Here is a 19410-nt window from a genome sequence, read left to right on the forward strand (position 1 = left end):
TACAATACGGGGCGCTACCAATGGTCATTAAAAAAGATGACCCCCAATGAATACAGGAGTCATCTTTTGGCGGCTTAGCCGCCGAGGGCTTTCTTTAAACTGTCCGCCAATGGGGTCACAGTTCATAGACCGGCGACGGCTTTTCCTCTTCTCCCCCTTAAGAGGCCGAGCAACGCAAAAAAACTCCCCTGTCTCGACAACGGGAAGCCTTAAGTGATGCGGATCATGCGGTTATTGGATCAATATAACGATAACGCGATCGAATCTTGTTCGTCGAACGTATGCAAGATCGCGTCGGAATCGACGATTTCGATGCTGATTAAGGAATCGAGCGATTGCTTGATCGCTTTGCGGCCGTTCACGGACTTGGCTTTCAGGGCGTGGGAGAGAAGCTTGATTTTCTTCGTGCCCTGCACCTCGTCGGAATACACCGGTACGATCCTCTCTTGGACTTCTATAAATGTGCGCATTCCATCATCTCCCAGTTCACAACGCTATGAAGATAATGATACACGATGAAGCTTAAAATTGCATGAATTTTTCATGACAAAACCGCAACATTCTCTTCATTTCTTCCCTTTTCTCAAATCCATCCCTGTTTTCGCGCTTTCGCCGCCGCTTCGACGCGATTGTCGACGCCCAGCTTGCCGATCAGTTCCGACATGTAGTTGCGCACCGTCCCATGCGACAGAAACAGACGCTTCGCGATCGCCGACGAGGACAAGCCTTGTTCGGCGAGCAGCAAAATGTCCCGCTCCCGCGGGGTGAGCGGATTCGGCGCCTCCCACGCGGCGAACGTCAGCTCGGGGCTGAGCGCCCGGCCGCCTCCATGCACCTTCCGGATGGCGTCCGCCAGCTCCCCGCTAGAACCGTCCTTAAGCACGTAGCCGGCGACGCCCGCGGCGAGCGCGCGCTGCAAATACCCCGGACGGGCGAACGTCGTCAACATGAGCACGCGACACGGCAGCCCTTCGTCCCGGATCGCTTCGGCGACCTCGAGCCCGCTGAGCAGCGGCATCTCCACGTCCAGGACGCAGACGTCCGGCCGAAGTTCGCGGACGAGCGATAGCGCCTTCTTGCCGTCTTCGCCTTCCCCGACGATCGACAAATCGTCTTCCATATTCAATAAGGCGGCCAATGCGCCGCGAAGCATCCGTTGGTCTTCCGCCAACACGACCCGAATCATGTCCCCGTCTCCTCCTTCCCGGCGCCTCGAACGACGATCGGCACCTCGAACGTAACCGCGGCGCCGCCGGACGCGGAACGTTCGGCGACGACCGTTCCTTCGATCAGCTGCAGCCGCTCCTTCATAGCGACCCAGCCCGTCCCGGCGGACGCCGACAAGCCGTCCGCGGCCTTGCCGAGGCCGACGCCGGAGCCGACGCCGGAGCCGAAGCCGACGCCGTCGTCGGCGACCGTCAGCCTGAGGCGGCCCTCGTCCGCGATCAACGCGATGCGGCAAGCGGTCGCGGCGCTGTGGCGGACGACGTTCGTCGCCGCCTCCCGCAGCCCCATCGCAAGGATCGTCTCATGCAGCGAAGGCGCGGGCGGAGCGGCGAAGTCGCCTTCGAGCGTCAGTTCGATGCCGGCCGCCGCGAACAGCGACTTCGCGTGCTCGGCTTCGTCGGCGAGCCGCACGTACCGCATGCCGGAGACGAGCTCGCGCATCTGCTTCAGCGCGGTCCGCGCCGTGCCGCGCACCTCTTCCATCTCCGCGGCGGCGCGGCGCGCGTCCTTCGCCGCGAGCTTCGCGGCGAGCTCGGCCTTCAAGGCGATGAAGGTGAGCGTATGGCCGAGCGTATCGTGCAGCTCCCCGGCGATGCGGCGACGCTCCGCGTCCGACGCGAGCCGCTCGAGCTGCGACTGCGCCGCCTCGAGCCGGATCGCCATGTCGCGGTAGCGCGAGGAGGCGCGAATAAGGAACGGCAGCACGCAGACGCCGAACGCCGGCGGCAGCAACGCGACGAGCAGCGTCGGCGTCGCGAACCAACCGGCCGTCGCGGCGACGGCGACGACCAAGACCGCGAAGGCGGCCGCCGTCGGGACGAGCCGGCGGAGCGGCTCCCGGCTGAACGTATCCGCGCACAGGAACGCTAGGTATAAATACATCGGATTCAGCGCGAACGCCAACGCGGCGATGCCGCCCAGCATGCCGAGCGCATACGCGAATTCCCGCGCGTTACGCCGCAGCACGCCGAGATACAGCGCCAGGACGACGGCCGTCAAGGCGCCGCCGAACGCGGCCGCGCGCGGCGGCTCCTGCAGCAGAAAGACGGCCGGGAAAGCGAAATTCAGCAGGAATAAATAGTTCCACTTGCCTCCATACGCGCTGCGTTCCTCGGATTTCGTCACTTACATCGCTTCCTGTCTTCTATAAACATAAGCCGATAATACCATAAATCCGGCGCCGTATCCGAGCAGAACGAGCCATTCCTTCGCGCCCGGTAGACCGCCCGCCAGCACGCTCCACGCGCCGGACGCGTAATGATGCGCCGGCAGCAGCGCGCCGACTGTCTGCATCCACGACGGCAACGACTCCATCGGCATCCAGAGTCCCCCGAATATGGCCATACCCATGAGCAGCGCGTTGCCGACGCCGATCGCCGCGTCCGCGTTTTTCAGCGCGCCGAGCAAGGCTCCCATCGCTAGGAACGGCGCGCTGCCGAGCCAGAGCCACGCCGCGCACAACGCCCACTGCGACGCCGTCAGCGTCAGGCCGTACGCGAACGCCGCCGCCGGAAACAGGATCGCCACGACCGCCAGATTGACGATCAGCGTCGACGCGATCTTCCCCGCGACGTAGACGCCCGTAGGCAGCGGCGTCATCCGCATCAGCCGCATCCAGCCGTCCCGGCGCTCGTACGCGAGACGAATGCCGAACTGGCTCACCGCCGTGCCGATCAAGCTGAACGCCGTCATAGACATCAGCGAGTACGCCCCCCAGGTCGTGCCCCCGATGGTCGTGTCCGGGCCGTTGAGACCGGCGAACAAGAAATAGAAGCCCATCGGCATCGCCAGGGAAAACAACAGGAAGAAGGGGCTGCGCAGCAGCCGTAAGCATTCCGCCTTCCATACCGCCAAAAACATCGTTCGTTCCAGCCGCAGCCTCATGCCCCTTCTCCCCCCTTCGCCGTCAAAGCGCGAAACGCTTCTTCCAAGCTCGGCTCCCGCACCTCGATATTCCGTTCTCCGCGCCCTCCCCGGACGAGCGCCAGCAGCACGGCGTCCGTATCCGACGCGTACAACCGCACTCGGCCGCCCTGCCGTTCCACGCGCTCCACGCCCGGCAGCGACGACCAGTCGGCCGCCTGCGCGCCCTCCGGCGCGTCGAACACGACCGACCGCAGCGACGCCGACGTCTTGAGCGTCGCGGGCGCGCCGTCCGCGAGCACCTGTCCGTCCGCGATCACGACGACGCGGTCTGCGACGGCATCCGCTTCCTCCAGATGATGCGTCGTGAGCAGCACCGTCTTGCCCGACGCCGACAGCGCCCGGATCGTGTCCCAGAACCGATCCCTCGATTCGATGTCCATGCCGACCGTCGGCTCGTCCAGGACGAGCAGATCGGGGTCTCCGGCCATGCTGAGCGCGAACGCGAGACGGCGGCGCTGACCGCCGGAGAGCGACGTCGCCGTCCGGGACGCCTCCCGTTCCAGCCCTGCGATCGACAGCAGCCGCGCGAGCGTCAGCGGCCGCGGATACAGCGCGCGGAACAGCTCCAGCGTCTCCCGGACGCGCAGCCCGTCGGCGGGCTTCGCTTCCTGAAGCAGCGCGCCGACGCGCTCGCGGAACGGCCGCGAGCCCGGCTCCATGCCGAAGGCGCTCACCGATCCCGCCGTCGGACGCCGCAGCCCGAGCAGCATCGACACGAGCGTCGACTTGCCCGCGCCGTTCGGCCCGAGCAGCGCGGTCACTTCCCCGCGCCTCCACTCCGCCGTGAGCGGCTTCACCGCATGCTTCTCTCCGAACTTCTTCTCGAGCCCTCGGAACGATATCGTCTCTTCCATCCGTTCGCTTGCCACTTGCTCGCACCCTCTTCTCCGTCGATTTCGTTACCTTCATCTTACCGATCGACGGGTCCGGCGCTTAGTAGCGACTGTCAGAACATCGGGGTGACAAAAGTCAAGAATCCGACTTCGCCGACGGAATGGGCGCCGTCCGTGGACGTCCGCCCAAGAGCGCGAGCGCGGATCGCATATGTTATGGTAGAGCGTTGAGGCGGGGAGGTGACTCCTATGACGGAAGTAGTTGCAGGCTGGGGAACTTCGACGGCGGCGATTCTCGTTTTGTACATTTTGCTTGTGATCATCTTGATGTCGTTCTAATCGGGCTCCGCAATCCGAACTCCGAACGAACGCCAAGAAGGCACGCCGCGCGCATTCGCGCCGACGTGCCTTCTTTCATTTTCCGCAGGAACCTCTATGCCTTCAATTCGCTCGTGCAATGCTTGCACCGCTTCGCGAGAATCGGCACGACGGACAAGCATTCGGGACATGTCTTCTCGCTCGGCTCCGGGGCCGGTACGGCCGAATCCCGACGCTTGCGCATCTTGTTGATCTGACGTACGACGATGAAGATCGTGAACGCGACGATCAAGAAATCCAAGACGGTGTTCAAGAACAACCCGTAATTCAGCGTCGGCGCGCCGACGGCTTTGGCTTCCTCCAGCGTCGCGTACTTGCCGCCGTCCAAGGCCAAGAACAAGTCGTTGTATCGCGCGCCGCCGAGCAGCAAACCGATCGGAGGCATGACGATGTCGTTCACGAGCGAAGTCACGATCTTGCCGAAGGCGCCCCCGATGATGACGCCGACGGCTAAGTCGACGACGTTCCCCTTCATCGCGAACTCTTTGAACTCTTTCAACATTCGGCTCGTCCTCCTTCAAGTATAATGTTTATTTTAACACTATTAATGCTGGCGCTCCATCGTTCTCTCCCCCCCGATTCTCCTCGACCCGAAAGTCAAACCTTATGGTACAATAGGAGATATGCAGATCACGCAACCACCGATAGGTCGCACGGATTTGACTATATTTTCGTATGACTGCTTGGTCAACCAATTCTCGAGGAGGTGCGATATATGGATAAGAAGACCCTCATCCTAAACAGCGCCGTCACCTTATTCGCCCAAAGAGGGTATCACCAGACGACCATCCAAGACATCGCCGACGAGGCCGGCATCGCCAAGGGCGGCATTTATTTTTATTTCAAGTCGAAGGAAGAGCTGCTGCTGTCGGTCGTCTCCGAGTATTATGACCGATTGTTCAACCAAACCGTCGACACCGCGAATCGGTACCTCCACGCTCCGAAAGAAGGGCTCGTCCAACAAGTGATGAATCACTTCCAGGACGCAGGCTCGCACTCGAATATGATCGCTTTGTTTACGCGAGGCCAGATCGACGTGAACGCCGAGGTGAGGTCGGTGCTGCTCGACATGAGGGGCAAGTTCCTCGTCTGGTTCCGGGACCAAGTCATCGCCGTCTACGGTCCGCGGATCGAGCCGTACGCGTTCGACCTGGCCGCGCTGCTGACGTCGCTCGTTCGCGAATATATGAGCTTCATCCTCGTCAACGGGGCGGCTCTGCCCGTCCGCGGGCTCGGGGAGGCGATCGTCGCCCGCGTGGACGATGCCGCGCGGGGCGTCATTCGGTCGCAGGAGCCGCCGATGCTTACGACGGCCTTCATGAAGACCGTTCTGCCGACCCTCGACATCCGGGAAGGCGCAGACGCCTCCCGGCAGCTGTCTCGCGCGATCGATGCGTTGGTCGCTCGCATCGGCGCGGAAGTCGACGCCGACGAAGACGCGACGACGGCCAGACAAGCGGCCGACGTCATGAAGGAGGAAGCGGCGAAGCCGAAGCCCCGCCGCGTCGTGCTGGAAGGCATGCTTACTTTGCTGGAGCGGATGGGCGGCGACGCGACGGCGGGGAAAGAGCTCGAGGAAGCGCGAAGGCTTGTAGCGACTTTCGAAAGCTGAAAAAGTTTTCCTTGTATAATGGCATTCGCTTGTGGTAATATTAAATATTGTAAGTGTAAAGTGTAACCCCTTATGAACATTCCTCTGTGTGGATCTGACCCAATCCTCGTTTTCACTTCCTTTTTATCTAACGGCTGCTGGAAGGAACACGAATCCATACTGGCGCGGTCTTGGAACCGCAAGGACGATCGAGAGGCAGGGCTATCGTTGTTTTCGTGAAGTATTGAATTTCGGAATCGACATACGCGGTTGCGCGACACATAAACAGACCCCCGTTCCGCTTCGGAACGGGGGTCGTCCAATTTATACGGCTGTTATGCGGCCTGCAGCCGTTTGCGGGTATCGTTCCAGAATAGAGCCGTGCCGATAAAGCTGCAGGCGGCGGCGAACAGCAGCAGCGAGGAGATCGGAACGACGTCGACGAGCGCCGTGCTGAGAATCGGTCCGATCGAGCCGCGGATGCCGAACAAGAGCAGATGGAGCCCGAACACGACCGCCTCCCTTCCGGGCGCGATGCGGAACACGTACGCCAGAATGCCGATGTCCCAAATCGCGTCGCCGATGCCTTGCACGCCGCTCGCGACGAGCACCGCCGGGTAATTGCCGAACAAGCCGTACAAGAGCGGGGCGACGCCGAACGCCGCGATGCCGTAGGTGAGCGTACGTTCGGGCGGGTACCGGTCGACCGCCCAGCCGACGGCGAGCAGCGCGCCGATGAGGCATACATAATAAGCCATCCGGGCGTATCCGATCTCTACGTTCGTTAGTTGGAGCAGTTCGACCTGCGTGATTTGGTACAAGGGCTGCACGAGAATATTGCCGAAGCCGGAAAACGTCGTCGCGACCATAAATACGGCCAACGGCCGGTTTTCCCTAACGACGGTCCACTGCTCCTTGAGCGACGCGCGCTTCGCGGCGGGCGAACGGGTCGGCGCCGGATTCGACGTACGGACGCCGAAGAACAACGAGATGGAGACGATGCCGGTGAGCGACGCCAAGACGAGCGGACCCGAAGGACCTCCGATATCCGTCCACAACCCGATGAAATACGCGATCGGGATCATCATCGCGCCCATCGCCACGCGAACGTACCCCATGAGCCGCCCGCGCTGCTGCGCCGGATAGATGCGAGTCATCAAGGCCGCATAGGCCGGCGCTTGAATGCCCATCAGCATATGGAACGCGAGCGCGGTGGCGACGTACACCCAGGGCGCCCCGAAGAATGCCGGAAGCAGGATGAGCGCGCGGCCGATCAGGTTCGGCCAGATGACGAACGGCTTCGGATTCATCCGCTCGATCCAGCCCGCCCACAGCGGGGACAGCAGCAAGCCGATCGCCGGCGCCGCCGACAGCAGTCCGACTTGGACGTTGCTCGCTCCTTGTTGAATGGCCATCGGAAGGTAGAACTGGTTGAAGACGACGTTGAACGCGCTGAAGAGGACGGCCGCGCCGAAGTCCCAGCGGAAATTGTTCGATGCGTCCGGGTCGAGCCGCAGGCCGAAGCGAGGCTGCGATTGCGTCTGGAAGGCAGGCTTCACGTGAGGTTCCTTCTATCTGTACACGAAGTACGAAAATTATGTTCTTACTGAAGAATCCCACGGAACGGCGTTTTTCGCAACAAGCATTTTCATGAAAATAACGTCGTCCTGCCGCGCTTTCCCCACTCTCCGGTCGAGGAGCGCGCGCGGGGTCCTTGCGGCTTCTTTTTTCTTCTCTCCGCGAACACCTATCTCTCCGCTCCCGAATATGATGGCAAAAAAGTCACGTCACGGGAGGATTTATCGCATTATGCAAATTCACGTCATTCAACCGGGACAGTCGCTCTACGGCTTGTCTCAAGCGTACGGCGTCCCGGTTCAAACGATAGCCGACGCGAACGAGCTGCAGGTCGACCGATCCCTGGTCGTCGGCCAAGCCGTCGTCATTCCGATCGTCGGCTCTTATCACTGGCTCCAGCCGGGCGAAAGCTTGTATTCGGTGTCGCGCCGCTACGGCGTGCCGATCGCGACGCTCGCGTCCGTGAACCAGCTGTCGCCTTCGCAGACGCTGCCGGTCGGACTCCGTCTCTACATTCCGCCGCGGGCGAAGCGCAGCGTCGAATCCAACGCTTACGTCGAACCGCGCGGGGAGACGGTCGCCCCGGCCTTGACCGCGTCCGCCCGCGAAGCGGCGCCGCATCTGACGTACCTCGCGCCGTTCAGCTTCCGCATTCAGCGGGACGGCTCGCTGGTCGCCCCGCCGCTGGACGACTTCGCCGGCATCGCCGCGGCGCAGCGCGTCACGCTGATGATGGTCGTCACGAACCTTGAGAACGACCAGTTCAGCGCGGAGCTCGGGCGCATCATCATGAACGACCAGACGGTGCAGACGGCGCTGCTCGATAACATCGTTAGGACCGCCCGCGCGAACGGGTTCCAGGACATTCATTTCGACTTGGAGTTTCTTCGGCCGGAGGATCGCGAGGCGTACAATCGCTTCCTGGCGAGGGCGTCGGAGCGGCTTCATGCCGAGGGATTCCTTATGTCGACGGCGCTCGCGCCGAAGACGAGCGCAACGCAGCAGGGCGCTTGGTACGAGGCGCACGATTACGCCGCGCACGGACGTTACGCCGACTTCGTCGTCATTATGACGTACGAATGGGGGTACAGCGGCGGTCCGCCGATGGCGGTGTCGCCGATCGGTCCGGTACGCCGCGTGCTGGAGTATGCGCTGACGGAGATGCCTGGGAACAAAATCATGATGGGGCAAAACCTGTACGGCTACGATTGGACGCTGCCGTTCGTCCCCGGCGGCGAATACGCCAAGGCGCTCAGCCCCCAGGCAGCCATCGATCTGGCGCGCCGCATGAATGCGTCGATCGAATACGACTACACCGCGCAGGCGCCTCACTTCAATTACTGGGACGCCCAAGGCCGCGAGCACGAGGTATGGTTCGAGGACGCGCGCTCCATCCAAGCGAAGTTCGATCTGATCAAGGAGCTCGGCCTGCGCGGCATCAGCTACTGGAAGCTGGGGCTGCCTTTCCCGCAAAACTGGCTGCTGCTCGAAGACAACTTCACGATCGCGAAGCGGCGCTGACCCGCCCTTACGCTCGCCAAACGCAAGGGGGCCGGCTCGTTTTTTCGAGACAGCCCCCTAAAATCGTATGTGATGGGTAATACTTTATTTAATGATCGTCGCCGAGCTCCGAAGGCGGGATCTGGTAAATCGTCAGGCTGTCGATATAGATCGGCGTCCCGCTCGTTGCGGTGACGGAGATCGTATGAACGCCTTTCTTCAGCCTGACCTCCCGGCTTGCAAGCTTGTAGTCCGCCCATAGCCTCGTAGCCGTTTGCGGAAGCGCAAGTCCGCCTAGGACGAGCTCGCCGTCCACTCGAAGCTCCAGCTGCTCCGTAGTCGAAGCCAGATTAGAGTACCGGAAGTCCAAAATATAATTCCTGTGCTTGTCGAGCTCTACAGTCCATTCGATCGTCTCCCCGGCGCCGTTCGCGACCGCATATCCCGTTCCCGTGTAGTGCAATGCGGTCTTGCTAACCTCCGCGCCGTTCGAAACCGCCGCAGCCTCCGCTTCAAGGAACCACTTTACCGGCTCCCCGGAAGGCAAGGGCAGATCGACCGAATCGGCCGTCGGAACCCCCGCATTCGGCGTGCCGTCCGGATTCCATTCCACCTTCTGGAGCCTTGTTTGGCGGAATTGACCGCAGCCTTGGCCGGACTCCGGATTCGCGTGATATACCATATAATTCTCCGTGCCGTCCGGCGACGTCGTGAAGCTGTTATGTCCCGTGCCGTAAGCGCCGTTCTCCGGAGATTGCTGGAAGAGCGGCGTCGGGTGCTTCGTCCATGCTTCCGGATTCAGCAAGTCCGCATCCTCCGGAGCGGATAGAAATCCGAGCTTATATTCGTCGGATGAGCAATGGCTTGCAGAGAATACTAAGAAAATGTTCCCGTCCCGCTTCAAAAATTGCGGCGCCTCGTTGATCGGGGTGCCTCCCGTCTCCCAGTCGTACGTCGGCCGCGAAAGCTCTACCCGATTCGAGCTCATCGTCACGGGATCGCTTAAGGTCGCGATATAAATCCGCTGCTCGCCGCCGGCGTAATCGTAAGGCTTACCCGACCATGCGAAATACAGCTCGCCGTTATGCTCCAGCACGGTGCCGTCGATGGCCCAATAATCGTTATCGGGGTCGAACACTTGGCCGCGATCGATCCACGTCCCTTTCGTCGGGTCGGGAGAATCGTTTTCCAAGACGAACGTTCTGCGCTTCAGCGGATCCCCCGTGCCGTTCGGCCTTCTGTCGGTAGCGGTATAGTAGATATACCATTTCCCCTCGAGGTAGTGCAGTTCGGGCGCCCACATCTCTCGGCTGTTCGGTCCGGCGGAGGGCAGCGTCCACACCTCGGTTTTTTCTCCCGAAGTCAACCCGGACAGCGTCTTCGACTTCCAGATGCTGACTCCGCCTGCCGTCGTCATGTAGTAATAATAGCCGTCCGTATGCTTATATACCCAAGGGTCCGCTCCGCGCTCCGGCTTCAGCGGGTTCGAGTACGTCGGCGTCGCGTTCGCCGCGAGCGCGGGGCTTGCGGACGCGACGGCCAAAGCCGCGATCAATATAGAGTAGACGATCGCCATCGTTCTTCGCTTCATTGCCATTCATCTCTCATCCCTTCATGGTTTCGATGAATTCAAGGATCCGCTCTCGGCGCCGACGATGGCTTGCAGCAGCGGCTGCATCTCTTCGCCCGTATCGCGGAAGCGCTGCATGTTGTCGAACAATCTTCTTCTCATCTCGGACAACACCGGCTCGAAATCGGGATCGTCGCGCAAGTTGTTCATCTCGAACGGATCCGCCCTCAGATCGTAAAGCTCATGATCGGCTCCGTCGGTGACCACGTATTTATATTGCCGATAGTAAAGCGCTCTCTGCACGGCGTTGACGTCGAAGTGCCCGTAATGCTCCGCCATGAAATCCTCCCGCCATGCGGAGCTGCCGCCGGTCAGCCGAGGCGCCAGGCTCATCCCGTCCATATACTCGGGCGCTTCCAAGCCTGCGAGCTCCAGCACCGTCGGCACCAAGTCCAAATTGCTGACGAGCGCGTCCGAAGCGGTGCCCGCGCCGATCCCCGGCCCCCGGATGACCAACGGAATATGCATCAGCTCTTCCATCAAATCTCCCGCTTTATCCACCATGCCTCCATGGCTGCCGAGCGCATCCCCGTGATCGGCGGTATAGATGACGTAGGTGTTTTCGGCAAGACCGAGCGCCTCCAGCCGATCCAGAAACTTATTTACGGATTTCTCGATGTAGTCGTAATGCTCGTAAGCCCGCTGCAGCACCGGCTGCCAATCTTCCCAAGACTGGAGCTTGTACTTCTGACGAAGACTCTCCCGGTACTCTCGGACGAAGGCCGGCCGATCCTTCATCTCGTCGGCGAAGCTGGGGTATTCCTCGATGCGGCGCGGATCGATCGTATCTTTCGCCTCCAGCGGAACCTGGTACGCTTGATGCGGACCCCAAATATCGATTCGTAACGCGAACGGTTGCCCGGACGCGCCCGTCCCGCCGCCTGCGCCGAGCAGCCAATCCTCCGCCGAAGACAGCAGAAAATCCGACTCGTGCACCGGTCCGGGTGTCGCGAGAAAGCCGGCGGAATATGTATTGAAATTGTCCACCGCCGTTACATCGTAATCCCCGTTCGGGAAGCGCGTCTGATTGATGCCCCACTCTTGACGGAAGATCGGCGCCTGCAGCCCTTTCCGGTTCAAATATTGCTTGTACGCTTCGGTCATATACGGATTGCCGTAGCCCCGAGGGTAGAAGCCCTCCACTCCCTTGGATTCCAAATCGTAACCGCTGTGATTTTTGCCGAAGTAACCGACCCGATAGCCTTGCTCCGCGAGCATCTCGAAGTAAAGCGGGTACGCCGTCTCCTCTTTCGCCTTCTCGTTCTTCAGCTTCCGATGCTTATGCGTATAGACGCCGGTCATCATGGACGCTCGCGCCGGCAAACAGAGCGGATGCACCGAACGGCATAACGTGAATTCCGCCCCTTCGCTCGCCAACCGTTCGTACGCGGCAAGGGTCGGCTTCGCGCCCTTCGTCAGCTTGTAATGCCGGAACGTGACGTGATCCAGCATGATCCATAATATATTCGGCCGCTTTGCATCCAATCGAGCTCACCCTCCTTTATGCTGTAAGTGCTTTCAAAAAAAGTTTCTCCCCCCTTGTTCGAGGATATGACCGAATTGTATTCCGGCGAGATGACGCATGCAATTTGCGATTTTTTCAGGACTATGCGCATCGTGCGTTTCGCCCGCGATTACGAGTTCCCGACCAAGTCGCGATATTGGCCGGGCGTTACGCCCTCCGCCGCCTTGAATTTGCGGACGAAGCTGGGCACGTTCAAATAGCCGACGTCCATGACGATGTCTTGAATCAGTTTATCCGTCTTCTGCAGCTGCAGCTTCGCTTCGTTCATCCGCAGATTCGACAAAAAATCGATGAAGGTGACGCCGGTCTCCTCTTTAATAAATCTGCTGAGATACGTCGTCGAAAGCCCGAACCGCTCCGCGATACGCTCGAGAGAGAGCTGACTGTCCTTGAAATTCGTTTGGATATACGAGATGATGCTGTTTTTCTGCTCGATCCGCATCTTATCTTTATATTCTTTCACTTGCTTGCAAAACCGTCTCGTAAAATCCTCCAGACTCGACTGGAATTCCTGGAGCGAATTAAATTGCAGCAGCTCGCGAATATCCGACAGCAGGCTATGCCCGTTCATCGACTGCAGCGTCTTCATAATATGGTTCACGACGTCGAAGCATAAGCATCTGACGAATAAGAACGATGTCGTTCGGGACGTCATCTGTTCGATGAGCAGCTTCACCGTTTCCAACGCGACCGCCTCGTCGCCTTGCTTCAAGCTTTGAATATACAGCGCCAGCTCCTTCATCGGATGCCATTGCGCCTGCAGCTGCCCCGATCCGTCCAAGTCCTCGTACAAGTGGATCGATCGCTTGGCGTTGAGTTGGTTGTCGAACAACGCGGCGGAAGCTTCCAGATGCGACGAACCGATATGGTCGAGGTCGGGATACAGCTTTCCGATGCCGATCGCGAGTCCGACGCCGAGCTCCTCCTCCGCGAGCGCGGATACGCTGTTCGCGATGTCGAGCCGCTTTCGAACGCCGTCTTCCGGCATATCCTTCAGCACGAAAATCATGACGATATACGGCTCGTTGGCAAGCTCCACCCCGTATCCCCATCCGCCGACGAACGTCATCGTCTCCAATAGCACGACGAGACGACCCAGGTCGGCTCCCGCCGCGTGAGGCTGTTGGCTGGAAATCGCCATGCAGAAGAAGGCTTCCCCGTCCATCATTACATTGGAGCAGGCGATCAAGTAGTCGCGCTCGTTCGGATCGGCCGTTCTCCCTTTCAACAGCGTCAACAAGCATTGGTCCTTGATGAACGGGCGTTGGGCGTTCATCCGCACGAGCACTTCCTGATGCTTCTGCAGCGTATTGTCGAACGTGTACCGGATGATCTCCAGCTCGTTCTTGCCTTGCGTATCGTCGTCGGGCCGGTATTCCGGCTTCGTGAAATAGGCGAGCAGCGCCCGAATCGGCTTATAGCTTCTGGACGACAGCAGGAACGCGCCGACGACGCCGACGACGAGCAGGAACAAGCTGATCCCGATAATGGCGGATCTCATCCGATACGCGCGCTCGTAGAAAACATGCTCCGGCATCGCGATGACGTAGCTCCAGTTCGATTCCTCGGAGAACATGCGCGTGACGACGAAATCGATATGACCGGAACGCACGGAAAATACGCCGGTTCCTTTGACGGACTGCAGATCCTCGTCCAACGTATTCAACTGCGCGCTCTCGTCCATATGATTGAACGACACCAACGGACTGTAATAATTATCGTAAATGGCGAGATATCCCGGAATATCGCCGAGGATATTCGAGAACTTGGACAAAAATTCGGATTCGCTCATCGTCGCCAATATGGTCGCTTGCGGGAACTTATTCAAATAAGGTACCGGATACAAGAAGGCGATCTTGCTTTCGCCGGAAGGATCGATCGACGATTTGTTCTCGATCCGCTTCGCCTTGGGAGCGCTTACCGCATTCAATTCGCGGAAGAAGCTGGCTTTCGTCCAATCGAAATCTTTCTTGAGTTCGTACTCGAAATAATCGTACGCGTATCGGCCCGAGTTCAAATATATTTTGGTGTCCCCGCGGTAGTAAAACATAAGATCGTTGATGAACGGATAATGCTCTACATACGCCGCCATCTGCGGAACGAGCAGTCCTTCCCGCTTCGCCGAGTCGGTCGTCGAATAAATGTCGGATTCCGCGGAAATATGATAGATGATTTCCCGAATCGACTTCAGCTCCAGATCGATCTGATCCCGAACCTGCGTCAGCTTCGCCAAATTCGAATCGGCGATCTCTCTCTGATAGCTGACGACGTTCACGAAATAGAATACGCCGATCAGAATGATCAGCGGTATAGCGAATATGACGATATAGGATAGGAATAGCTTGTAGAACAAACTGTTTGTTCTTTTTCTCATACTCGCCATCCCCCGTTCGGTAAACATCGTACGCCGATCCGGCGAGTTCCGGCTTCGGCGTATCGGCAAAATCACGCCAGGGGGCGTGCGTCCCCTGACGTGTGTTCGGCAACATCTTTATTTACTTACATATCGATCGTATGCGGCTTGCGTAATCTGTACGGCTTCTTCGACGCCGAGCTGCTTCATCTGATTCAAGTAATCGTCGAACTTGCTGAGCGGCTCCGCGCCGAGGATGAACTTGAGCACCATCTCGTTGCTGTACGTGTTGATTTCCGTCAAGATTTTCGCCCGGCGATCGGTTTCTTCCGCCGTCAGACGAATCGGCGGCAGCCGCATCGCGCTGTCTACGTTCGGGTCGTCCGCCCATTGCTGACGGATCGCTTTCGATTCCGGCGATTTCGCCAGGTTCGGATTCGCGTCCACGTCCGTAGCGGACAGCTTCGGCGCGAAATGCGCCCGCAAAATATGATTCGCGGGGTCGGTCCCGAACTTCGGGTTATTCAAAATATAGTCGGTGTACTGCGGTTTTCCGTCCACCAGATGATAGGTCTTGCCTTCGATCCCGTAGTTAAACAGGGTCGAGCCTTCTTCCGTGTACGCATAATTCAACCAACGCACGGCTTCCTCGATATGCTTCGACGTGGACGTAACGACCGTCTCCTGCCCTTGCCCCGCCTGCGGCCACTCCGCCGGCATATAATGCACTTTGTCGTCGGCGTTCACTCTCGGATACGGCGCGGATACGTACTTCTTATTCATCTGAACGCCGCGATTGTACGTTCCTACGACGGCTTCGACCATCATCGCCGCGCTTCCGCTGTCGAGCAACGCTTGCGCTTGCGGCAGCTTTAACCCCGCGAAATCTTTATTGATGTAACCTTCATTGTACCATTTATTCATCAGCGTTAAGTATTCTTTAAACGCAGGCTCGGCTTGACCGAAGGCGACGGTCTTGCCGTCTTTGAGATAGAACCCGTTGAGCACGCCGAACGGACCGATAAACTGCTCTTCGAGCCCGGTATCCAACAGAATATAAGGCGCGATCCCCTTCTGCTCCTTCACCGTCTGGAAAAACTTCTCGTAGTCCGCGATCGTCCGCGGGATGTCCGCACCGGCCGACTTCAGCGTCTCCTCGTCGATCACGATTCTTCTCCATGGCGGATCGCTGACCGGCTTGATCATATAGAACGCCGAAAACTTCCCTTCGTCGTTCGTCGTCTCGCGCAATATTTCCGGATCCGAGTTGACCAGCTGAAAGTAGTCCGGAGCGTAAGTTTCCATATACGGCGTCAAATCGGCGAATACGCCGTCCCGAACGCCCTTGTCCTCTCCTCCGACATATCGGTCCGCCCCGGCCCCGATAATAATATCGGGAAGCTCTCCCGAGGCGATCATCAGGTTGAACGACTCTTTCTCTTGTCCTTGCGCCGGGTGGATGAATTCGATTTTGACGCCGGTCCGCTTCTCTAATTCCTGATATACCTCGTTCTCGTTGTAGCTTCGGATAAATTGAGTGGCGAGCGGGTGCATCGACACCCATACTTTGAGCGTGATCGGTTCATCCGTCGCGATCGGGTACCCGGTCTTCGGCGCTTCGGCAGCCGCAGGCGTCTCCGAAGCCGCCGGCGTTTCCGACCCTGCCGGAGCGGACGGCTCCGGCGCATCCTCGCCGCCCGCGTCTCCTCCCGCGCAGCCTGCCGTTATACCGGCAAGCAGCACCGCCGTCATGCCGTATCCGAACATTTTCCGAATCGAAGTCTTCCATTGAAACATGGCCGTCTTCACCTCTCCCCATGATTTGAAAATGCTTATCGTCCCCTTGTGTCTATGCCAAGCCGATGCGTTACCCCTTCATCGAACCGAGCATCACCCCCTTGACGAAGTACTTTTGACAGAAAGGATAAATGAACAGGATCGGGACGGTCGCCACGATAATCGTGCAATACTTGATGAGTACGTACACAAGCGATCTGTCGTCCTCGTTCATCGCGACGGATTCCACCGTATTGCCGCTGGCGGAATTGGCGATCAATATTTCCCTAAGCAGCAGCTGAAGCGGATACAGCCCCCGATCCTGCAAGTATAAGACGGCGTTAAACCAAGCGTTCCAATGTCCGACCGCGTAGAAGAGCACGATGACCGCGACCGTCGCCTTCGCGACGGGCAAAATAATGCGGAACAGGATCGTAAAGTCGTTGGCTCCGTCGATCTTCGCCGATTCTTCCAGCCCGTCCGGCACGGCGGCGAAGCCGGCTCGCATGACGATCATATTGTAGGTCGCGATGAGTCCCGGGATGATCAGCGCCAATCTCGTATCGTATAAGCCGATATTTTTCACAAGCAAGAAATTAGGGATGAGACCGCCTCCGAAGTACATCGTGAATACGGTCATGATCGCGAGCGGCTTCTTGAGCATCAGGTTTTTGCGGGACAGCGCGTAGGCGCCCAACGCCGTCATCAGTACGTTCAGGACGGTGCCGACGGTCACATAAAACAACGTGTTCAGGTAGCCGGTCCAAATATTCGGATTTTGCAGGACGACCTCGTATCCGACCAGAGAAAATCCGAGCGGCCGAAACAGAAGGCCGGAATGCCTGGAAAGAAGAGCCGGTTCGCTGAACGAAGCGAACAGTACGTGAAGCATCGGATATAAACAGACAATGCCTATAACGGTGAGCAGCACGTAATTGAATGTATCGAAGGCGGCCTCGCCGAGCGATCCTTTGCGATTCAACAATTCTAGTCACCCCCTCGGCGGTCTACCATAAGCTTTCTTTCAAGTACTTGCGGCTGAAGTTGTTGACGGCGATCAATATGATGAAGTTAATCGTCGAATTGAACAGCCCCACCGCGGCGCCGAAGCTGTAATTGGCTTCCTGAATGCCTCGACGGTACACATAAGACGAAATGACGTCCGCGGTTTCGTAGGTTAATGGATTGTACAGCAAAATGATCTTCTCGAAACCTTCGCTCATGATATGGCCCACTCGCATGATGAGCAGGATGGTGATGGTCGGAATGAGCGCCGGAATCGTAATATGGAGCAGCTGCCGCCATCTCCCCGCCCCGTCGATGGACGAAGCTTCGTACAGATGCGGATCGACCGTCGACAGCGCCGCCAAATAGATGATGCTTCCCCAGCCCATCTCCTGCCAGATGCCGCTCGAGACGAAGATCGTCCGGAACAAGTCGCTCTGCATAAGCAAATTCGACCGCTCGCCGCCGAAGAACGCGATGATGTCGTTGATCACGCCTTCGCTTTGCGAAAAATCGACGATAATGCCGCAGATGACGACCAGAGATATAAAGTGAGGCATATAGCTCACGGTCTGAATGGTGCGCGTAAACATCCGGCCTCTGACCTCGTTCAGAAGCAACGCCAACAGGATCGGAGCGGGAAACGCGAATAAAATTTGATAAATGTTGATCAAGAGCGTGTTTCGTACGACCCGAAACGCGTATGGGCTGTTCCAGAAATCGGTATAGTGCATCCACCCGACCCATTCGCTGCCGAATATGCCCTTGAAGGCGTTAAAATTTTGGAAAGCGATGACGAGTCCGCCGATCGGCACATAATGGAAAATCACATAGTATGCAATGACCGGCAAAGCCATCAGATACACGTATTTATTCGTGAACACGTCTTTGCGCAATCTGCCGAGGAATGAATTTCGGGTCGCGGTCGATTGCCGCTTCGCAAGCTCCACTGCGTTCCCCTCCTTCGTCTTTGGATTTGAACCGATTGTATGTCGGCGGTAAAACTTCGGTCAATTTGCGATATTTATCGGGCTGTGCGGCGTATGCAAACCGGCTGGAATCGTTAATCCCCGCGGTTTCGCGACGGCGCCGGCTGCTTCGAGAGCGTCGGGCCGAACACGACGACGGAGCCGTCTTCGGCGAAGATCATCCGATCCATGCACACCTGCCGATCGCCTCCGCCCGCTTCCGGGTCCGTGTGCGTATGGTAAACGATAAACAACTCGCTTCCGTCCGGGGAAACCGTCACGCAGTGATGCCCCGGTCCGGACACCTTCGTCCCGTCGGCGGCGAGGATCGGATTTTTCGAAAATTTCTTGTAGGGTCCTAACGGGCTGTCGCTTACCGCGTACCCGTCGGAGTAGTCCCGGGCGGCGAAGCAGTTGGCGGAATACATCAAGTAGTACGCTCCGGCATGCTTCAGAACGAACGGCCCCTCGTTCCATCGGACGTCTTCCCCGGACTTGAACTCCCACGGCTGATCCGGCCGGATCAGCAACACGCCTTCGTGCTTCGGCGTCATCATATCGGAGCCGAGCTCGAACGCGTAAATATGGCTTTCCTTGCGCCCGTCTACGACGTTCTCGGAGCAGTCCCGCGAATAATACAAATACCGCCTTCCGTCCTCGTCCGTAAACACATGAGCGTCGATCGCGGCAATGCCGTCGTCGAACATCGGCCGATCCGATACGTCGCGGAACGGTCCGGTCGGCGCATCCGCAACGGCGATGCCGATGCGCAAGCTGTCCTTCTCCTTCCAGCGCGCCGTGTAGTACATGTAGAACTTGCCGTCGCGCTCGACCACCTCCGGCGCCCAAAATTGCCGATACCCCCAAGCCTTCTCGTTCTTCGCCTTCTCGTAGACGAAGCCTTCCGCCTTCCATTCGATCAAATCGTCGGAGGACCAAGCTTTAAAGCCGTCTTGGACCGCGGAGGTCGGGTAGCAATAATAACGGCCGTCCGAAGCTTTCAGCACGAACGGATCTCCGATCTGTTGAATGTTCAGCGGATTCTTATATGCCTGATGAAGCATGTCGCGCCCTCCTTCATGGGTTTAGCGAGATTGTAGGCCGATCTACCGAATCCGGT

The 19410-nt window shown here is 58.6% G+C and carries 17 protein-coding genes; 3 read left to right on the plus strand and 14 right to left on the minus strand.

What is annotated here, in order from left to right; genetic code table 11:
* Positions 1–239: 239 nt before the first annotated feature.
* From FE782_RS29325 to FE782_RS29345, 5 genes are all read right to left on the minus strand, one after another.
* Complete coding sequence (locus FE782_RS29325; RefSeq protein ID WP_138197910.1) at positions 240–470, minus strand: hypothetical protein; 231 nt, start codon at positions 468–470, stop codon at positions 240–242.
* Between the two features lie 113 nt (positions 471–583).
* Positions 584–1186: a response regulator transcription factor gene (locus tag FE782_RS29330; protein ID WP_138197911.1), complete on the minus strand. Its 603-nt coding sequence runs from the start codon at positions 1184–1186 to the stop codon at positions 584–586.
* Complete coding sequence (locus FE782_RS29335) at positions 1183–2352, minus strand: sensor histidine kinase (RefSeq protein WP_138197912.1); 1170 nt, start codon at positions 2350–2352, stop codon at positions 1183–1185. Before FE782_RS29335 ends, FE782_RS29330 begins: the two co-directional genes overlap by 4 nt.
* Positions 2353–3111: an ABC transporter permease gene (locus tag FE782_RS29340; RefSeq protein WP_238392710.1), complete on the minus strand. Its 759-nt coding sequence runs from the start codon at positions 3109–3111 to the stop codon at positions 2353–2355. It lies immediately after the preceding gene.
* Entirely contained in the window at positions 3108–4022 is a 915-nt protein-coding gene (locus FE782_RS29345) for an ABC transporter ATP-binding protein (protein ID WP_238392711.1), read from the minus strand. Before FE782_RS29345 ends, FE782_RS29340 begins: the two co-directional genes overlap by 4 nt.
* Positions 4023–4235: 213 nt before the next feature.
* On the opposite strand from FE782_RS29345, the gene FE782_RS32670 reads away from it, so the two are divergent.
* Complete coding sequence (locus tag FE782_RS32670; RefSeq protein WP_202914635.1) at positions 4236–4325, plus strand: sporulation protein YjcZ; 90 nt, start codon at positions 4236–4238, stop codon at positions 4323–4325.
* A 94-nt stretch (positions 4326–4419) separates the two neighbouring features.
* Here FE782_RS32670 and mscL read toward each other — a convergent pair whose 3' ends face one another.
* On the minus strand, positions 4420–4866 hold the full coding sequence (mscL, locus tag FE782_RS29350; protein WP_138197913.1) for a large-conductance mechanosensitive channel protein MscL: 447 nt from the start codon (positions 4864–4866) through the stop codon (positions 4420–4422).
* 213 nt (positions 4867–5079) lie between these two features.
* Here mscL and FE782_RS29355 point away from each other — a divergent pair, with 213 nt between their 5' ends.
* Positions 5080–5976, plus strand: a complete 897-nt coding sequence (locus FE782_RS29355; protein ID WP_138197914.1) for a TetR/AcrR family transcriptional regulator — start codon at positions 5080–5082, stop codon at positions 5974–5976.
* Between the two features lie 314 nt (positions 5977–6290).
* On the opposite strand, the gene FE782_RS29360 is transcribed toward FE782_RS29355, so the two are convergent.
* On the minus strand, positions 6291–7514 hold the full coding sequence (locus FE782_RS29360; protein ID WP_138197915.1) for an MFS transporter: 1224 nt from the start codon (positions 7512–7514) through the stop codon (positions 6291–6293).
* Positions 7515–7764: 250 nt separating this feature from the next.
* Here FE782_RS29360 and FE782_RS29365 point away from each other — a divergent pair, with 250 nt between their 5' ends.
* On the plus strand, positions 7765–9054 hold the full coding sequence (locus FE782_RS29365) for a glycoside hydrolase family 18 protein (protein WP_138197916.1): 1290 nt from the start codon (positions 7765–7767) through the stop codon (positions 9052–9054).
* Positions 9055–9142: 88 nt separating this feature from the next.
* On the opposite strand, the gene FE782_RS29370 is transcribed toward FE782_RS29365, so the two are convergent.
* The 7 genes from FE782_RS29370 to FE782_RS29400 form a co-directional block, all read right to left on the minus strand.
* Positions 9143–10630, minus strand: coding sequence for a family 43 glycosylhydrolase (locus tag FE782_RS29370; RefSeq protein ID WP_138197917.1), 1488 nt, complete (start codon positions 10628–10630; stop codon positions 9143–9145).
* A gap of 15 nt (positions 10631–10645) precedes the next feature.
* Complete coding sequence (locus tag FE782_RS29375; protein WP_138197918.1) at positions 10646–12148, minus strand: sulfatase-like hydrolase/transferase; 1503 nt, start codon at positions 12146–12148, stop codon at positions 10646–10648.
* A 149-nt stretch (positions 12149–12297) separates the two neighbouring features.
* Positions 12298–14562 carry a helix-turn-helix domain-containing protein gene (locus FE782_RS29380; protein WP_158299610.1) on the minus strand — a complete coding sequence of 755 codons (2265 nt, stop codon included), beginning with the start codon at positions 14560–14562 and terminating at the stop codon, positions 12298–12300.
* A gap of 117 nt (positions 14563–14679) precedes the next feature.
* Positions 14680–16338 carry an extracellular solute-binding protein gene (locus FE782_RS29385; RefSeq protein ID WP_138197920.1) on the minus strand — a complete coding sequence of 553 codons (1659 nt, stop codon included), beginning with the start codon at positions 16336–16338 and terminating at the stop codon, positions 14680–14682.
* A 70-nt stretch (positions 16339–16408) separates the two neighbouring features.
* The gene (locus FE782_RS29390; protein ID WP_238392712.1) at positions 16409–17302 is read right to left on the minus strand and encodes a carbohydrate ABC transporter permease; all 894 of its coding nucleotides are present in this window, start codon (positions 17300–17302) and stop codon (positions 16409–16411) included.
* A 22-nt stretch (positions 17303–17324) separates the two neighbouring features.
* A complete protein-coding gene (locus FE782_RS29395) occupies positions 17325–18272 on the minus strand; it encodes an ABC transporter permease (protein ID WP_238392713.1) in 948 nt (315 codons plus the stop codon).
* A gap of 113 nt (positions 18273–18385) precedes the next feature.
* Positions 18386–19354 (minus strand): glycoside hydrolase family 43 protein, encoded by a 969-nt coding sequence (locus tag FE782_RS29400; protein WP_138197921.1) that lies wholly within the window; start codon positions 19352–19354, stop codon positions 18386–18388.
* Positions 19355–19410: the final 56 nt, after the last annotated feature.

The organism is Paenibacillus antri, assembly GCF_005765165.1.
Classification (GTDB): domain Bacteria; phylum Bacillota; class Bacilli; order Paenibacillales; family YIM-B00363; genus Paenibacillus_AE; species Paenibacillus_AE antri.

Bases quoted from the DNA above. Each gene is read 5' to 3' on its own strand.
- FE782_RS29325 (WP_138197910.1), bottom strand. From the start codon at position 470: ATGCGCACATTTATAGAAGTCCAAGAGAGGATCGTACCGGTGTATTCC.
- FE782_RS29330 (WP_138197911.1), bottom strand. From the start codon at position 1,186: ATGATTCGGGTCGTGTTGGCGGAAGACCAACGGATGCTTCGCGGCGCA.
- FE782_RS29340 (WP_238392710.1), bottom strand. From the start codon at position 3,111: ATGAGGCTGCGGCTGGAACGAACGATGTTTTTGGCGGTATGGAAGGCG.
- FE782_RS32670 (WP_202914635.1), top strand. From the start codon at position 4,236: ATGACGGAAGTAGTTGCAGGCTGGGGAACTTCGACGGCGGCGATTCTC.
- mscL (WP_138197913.1), bottom strand. From the start codon at position 4,866: ATGTTGAAAGAGTTCAAAGAGTTCGCGATGAAGGGGAACGTCGTCGAC.
- FE782_RS29355 (WP_138197914.1), top strand. From the start codon at position 5,080: ATGGATAAGAAGACCCTCATCCTAAACAGCGCCGTCACCTTATTCGCC.
- FE782_RS29365 (WP_138197916.1), top strand. From the start codon at position 7,765: ATGCAAATTCACGTCATTCAACCGGGACAGTCGCTCTACGGCTTGTCT.
- FE782_RS29370 (WP_138197917.1), bottom strand. From the start codon at position 10,630: ATGGCAATGAAGCGAAGAACGATGGCGATCGTCTACTCTATATTGATC.
- FE782_RS29380 (WP_158299610.1), bottom strand. From the start codon at position 14,562: ATGAGAAAAAGAACAAACAGTTTGTTCTACAAGCTATTCCTATCCTAT.
- FE782_RS29385 (WP_138197920.1), bottom strand. From the start codon at position 16,338: ATGTTTCAATGGAAGACTTCGATTCGGAAAATGTTCGGATACGGCATG.
- FE782_RS29400 (WP_138197921.1), bottom strand. From the start codon at position 19,354: ATGCTTCATCAGGCATATAAGAATCCGCTGAACATTCAACAGATCGGA.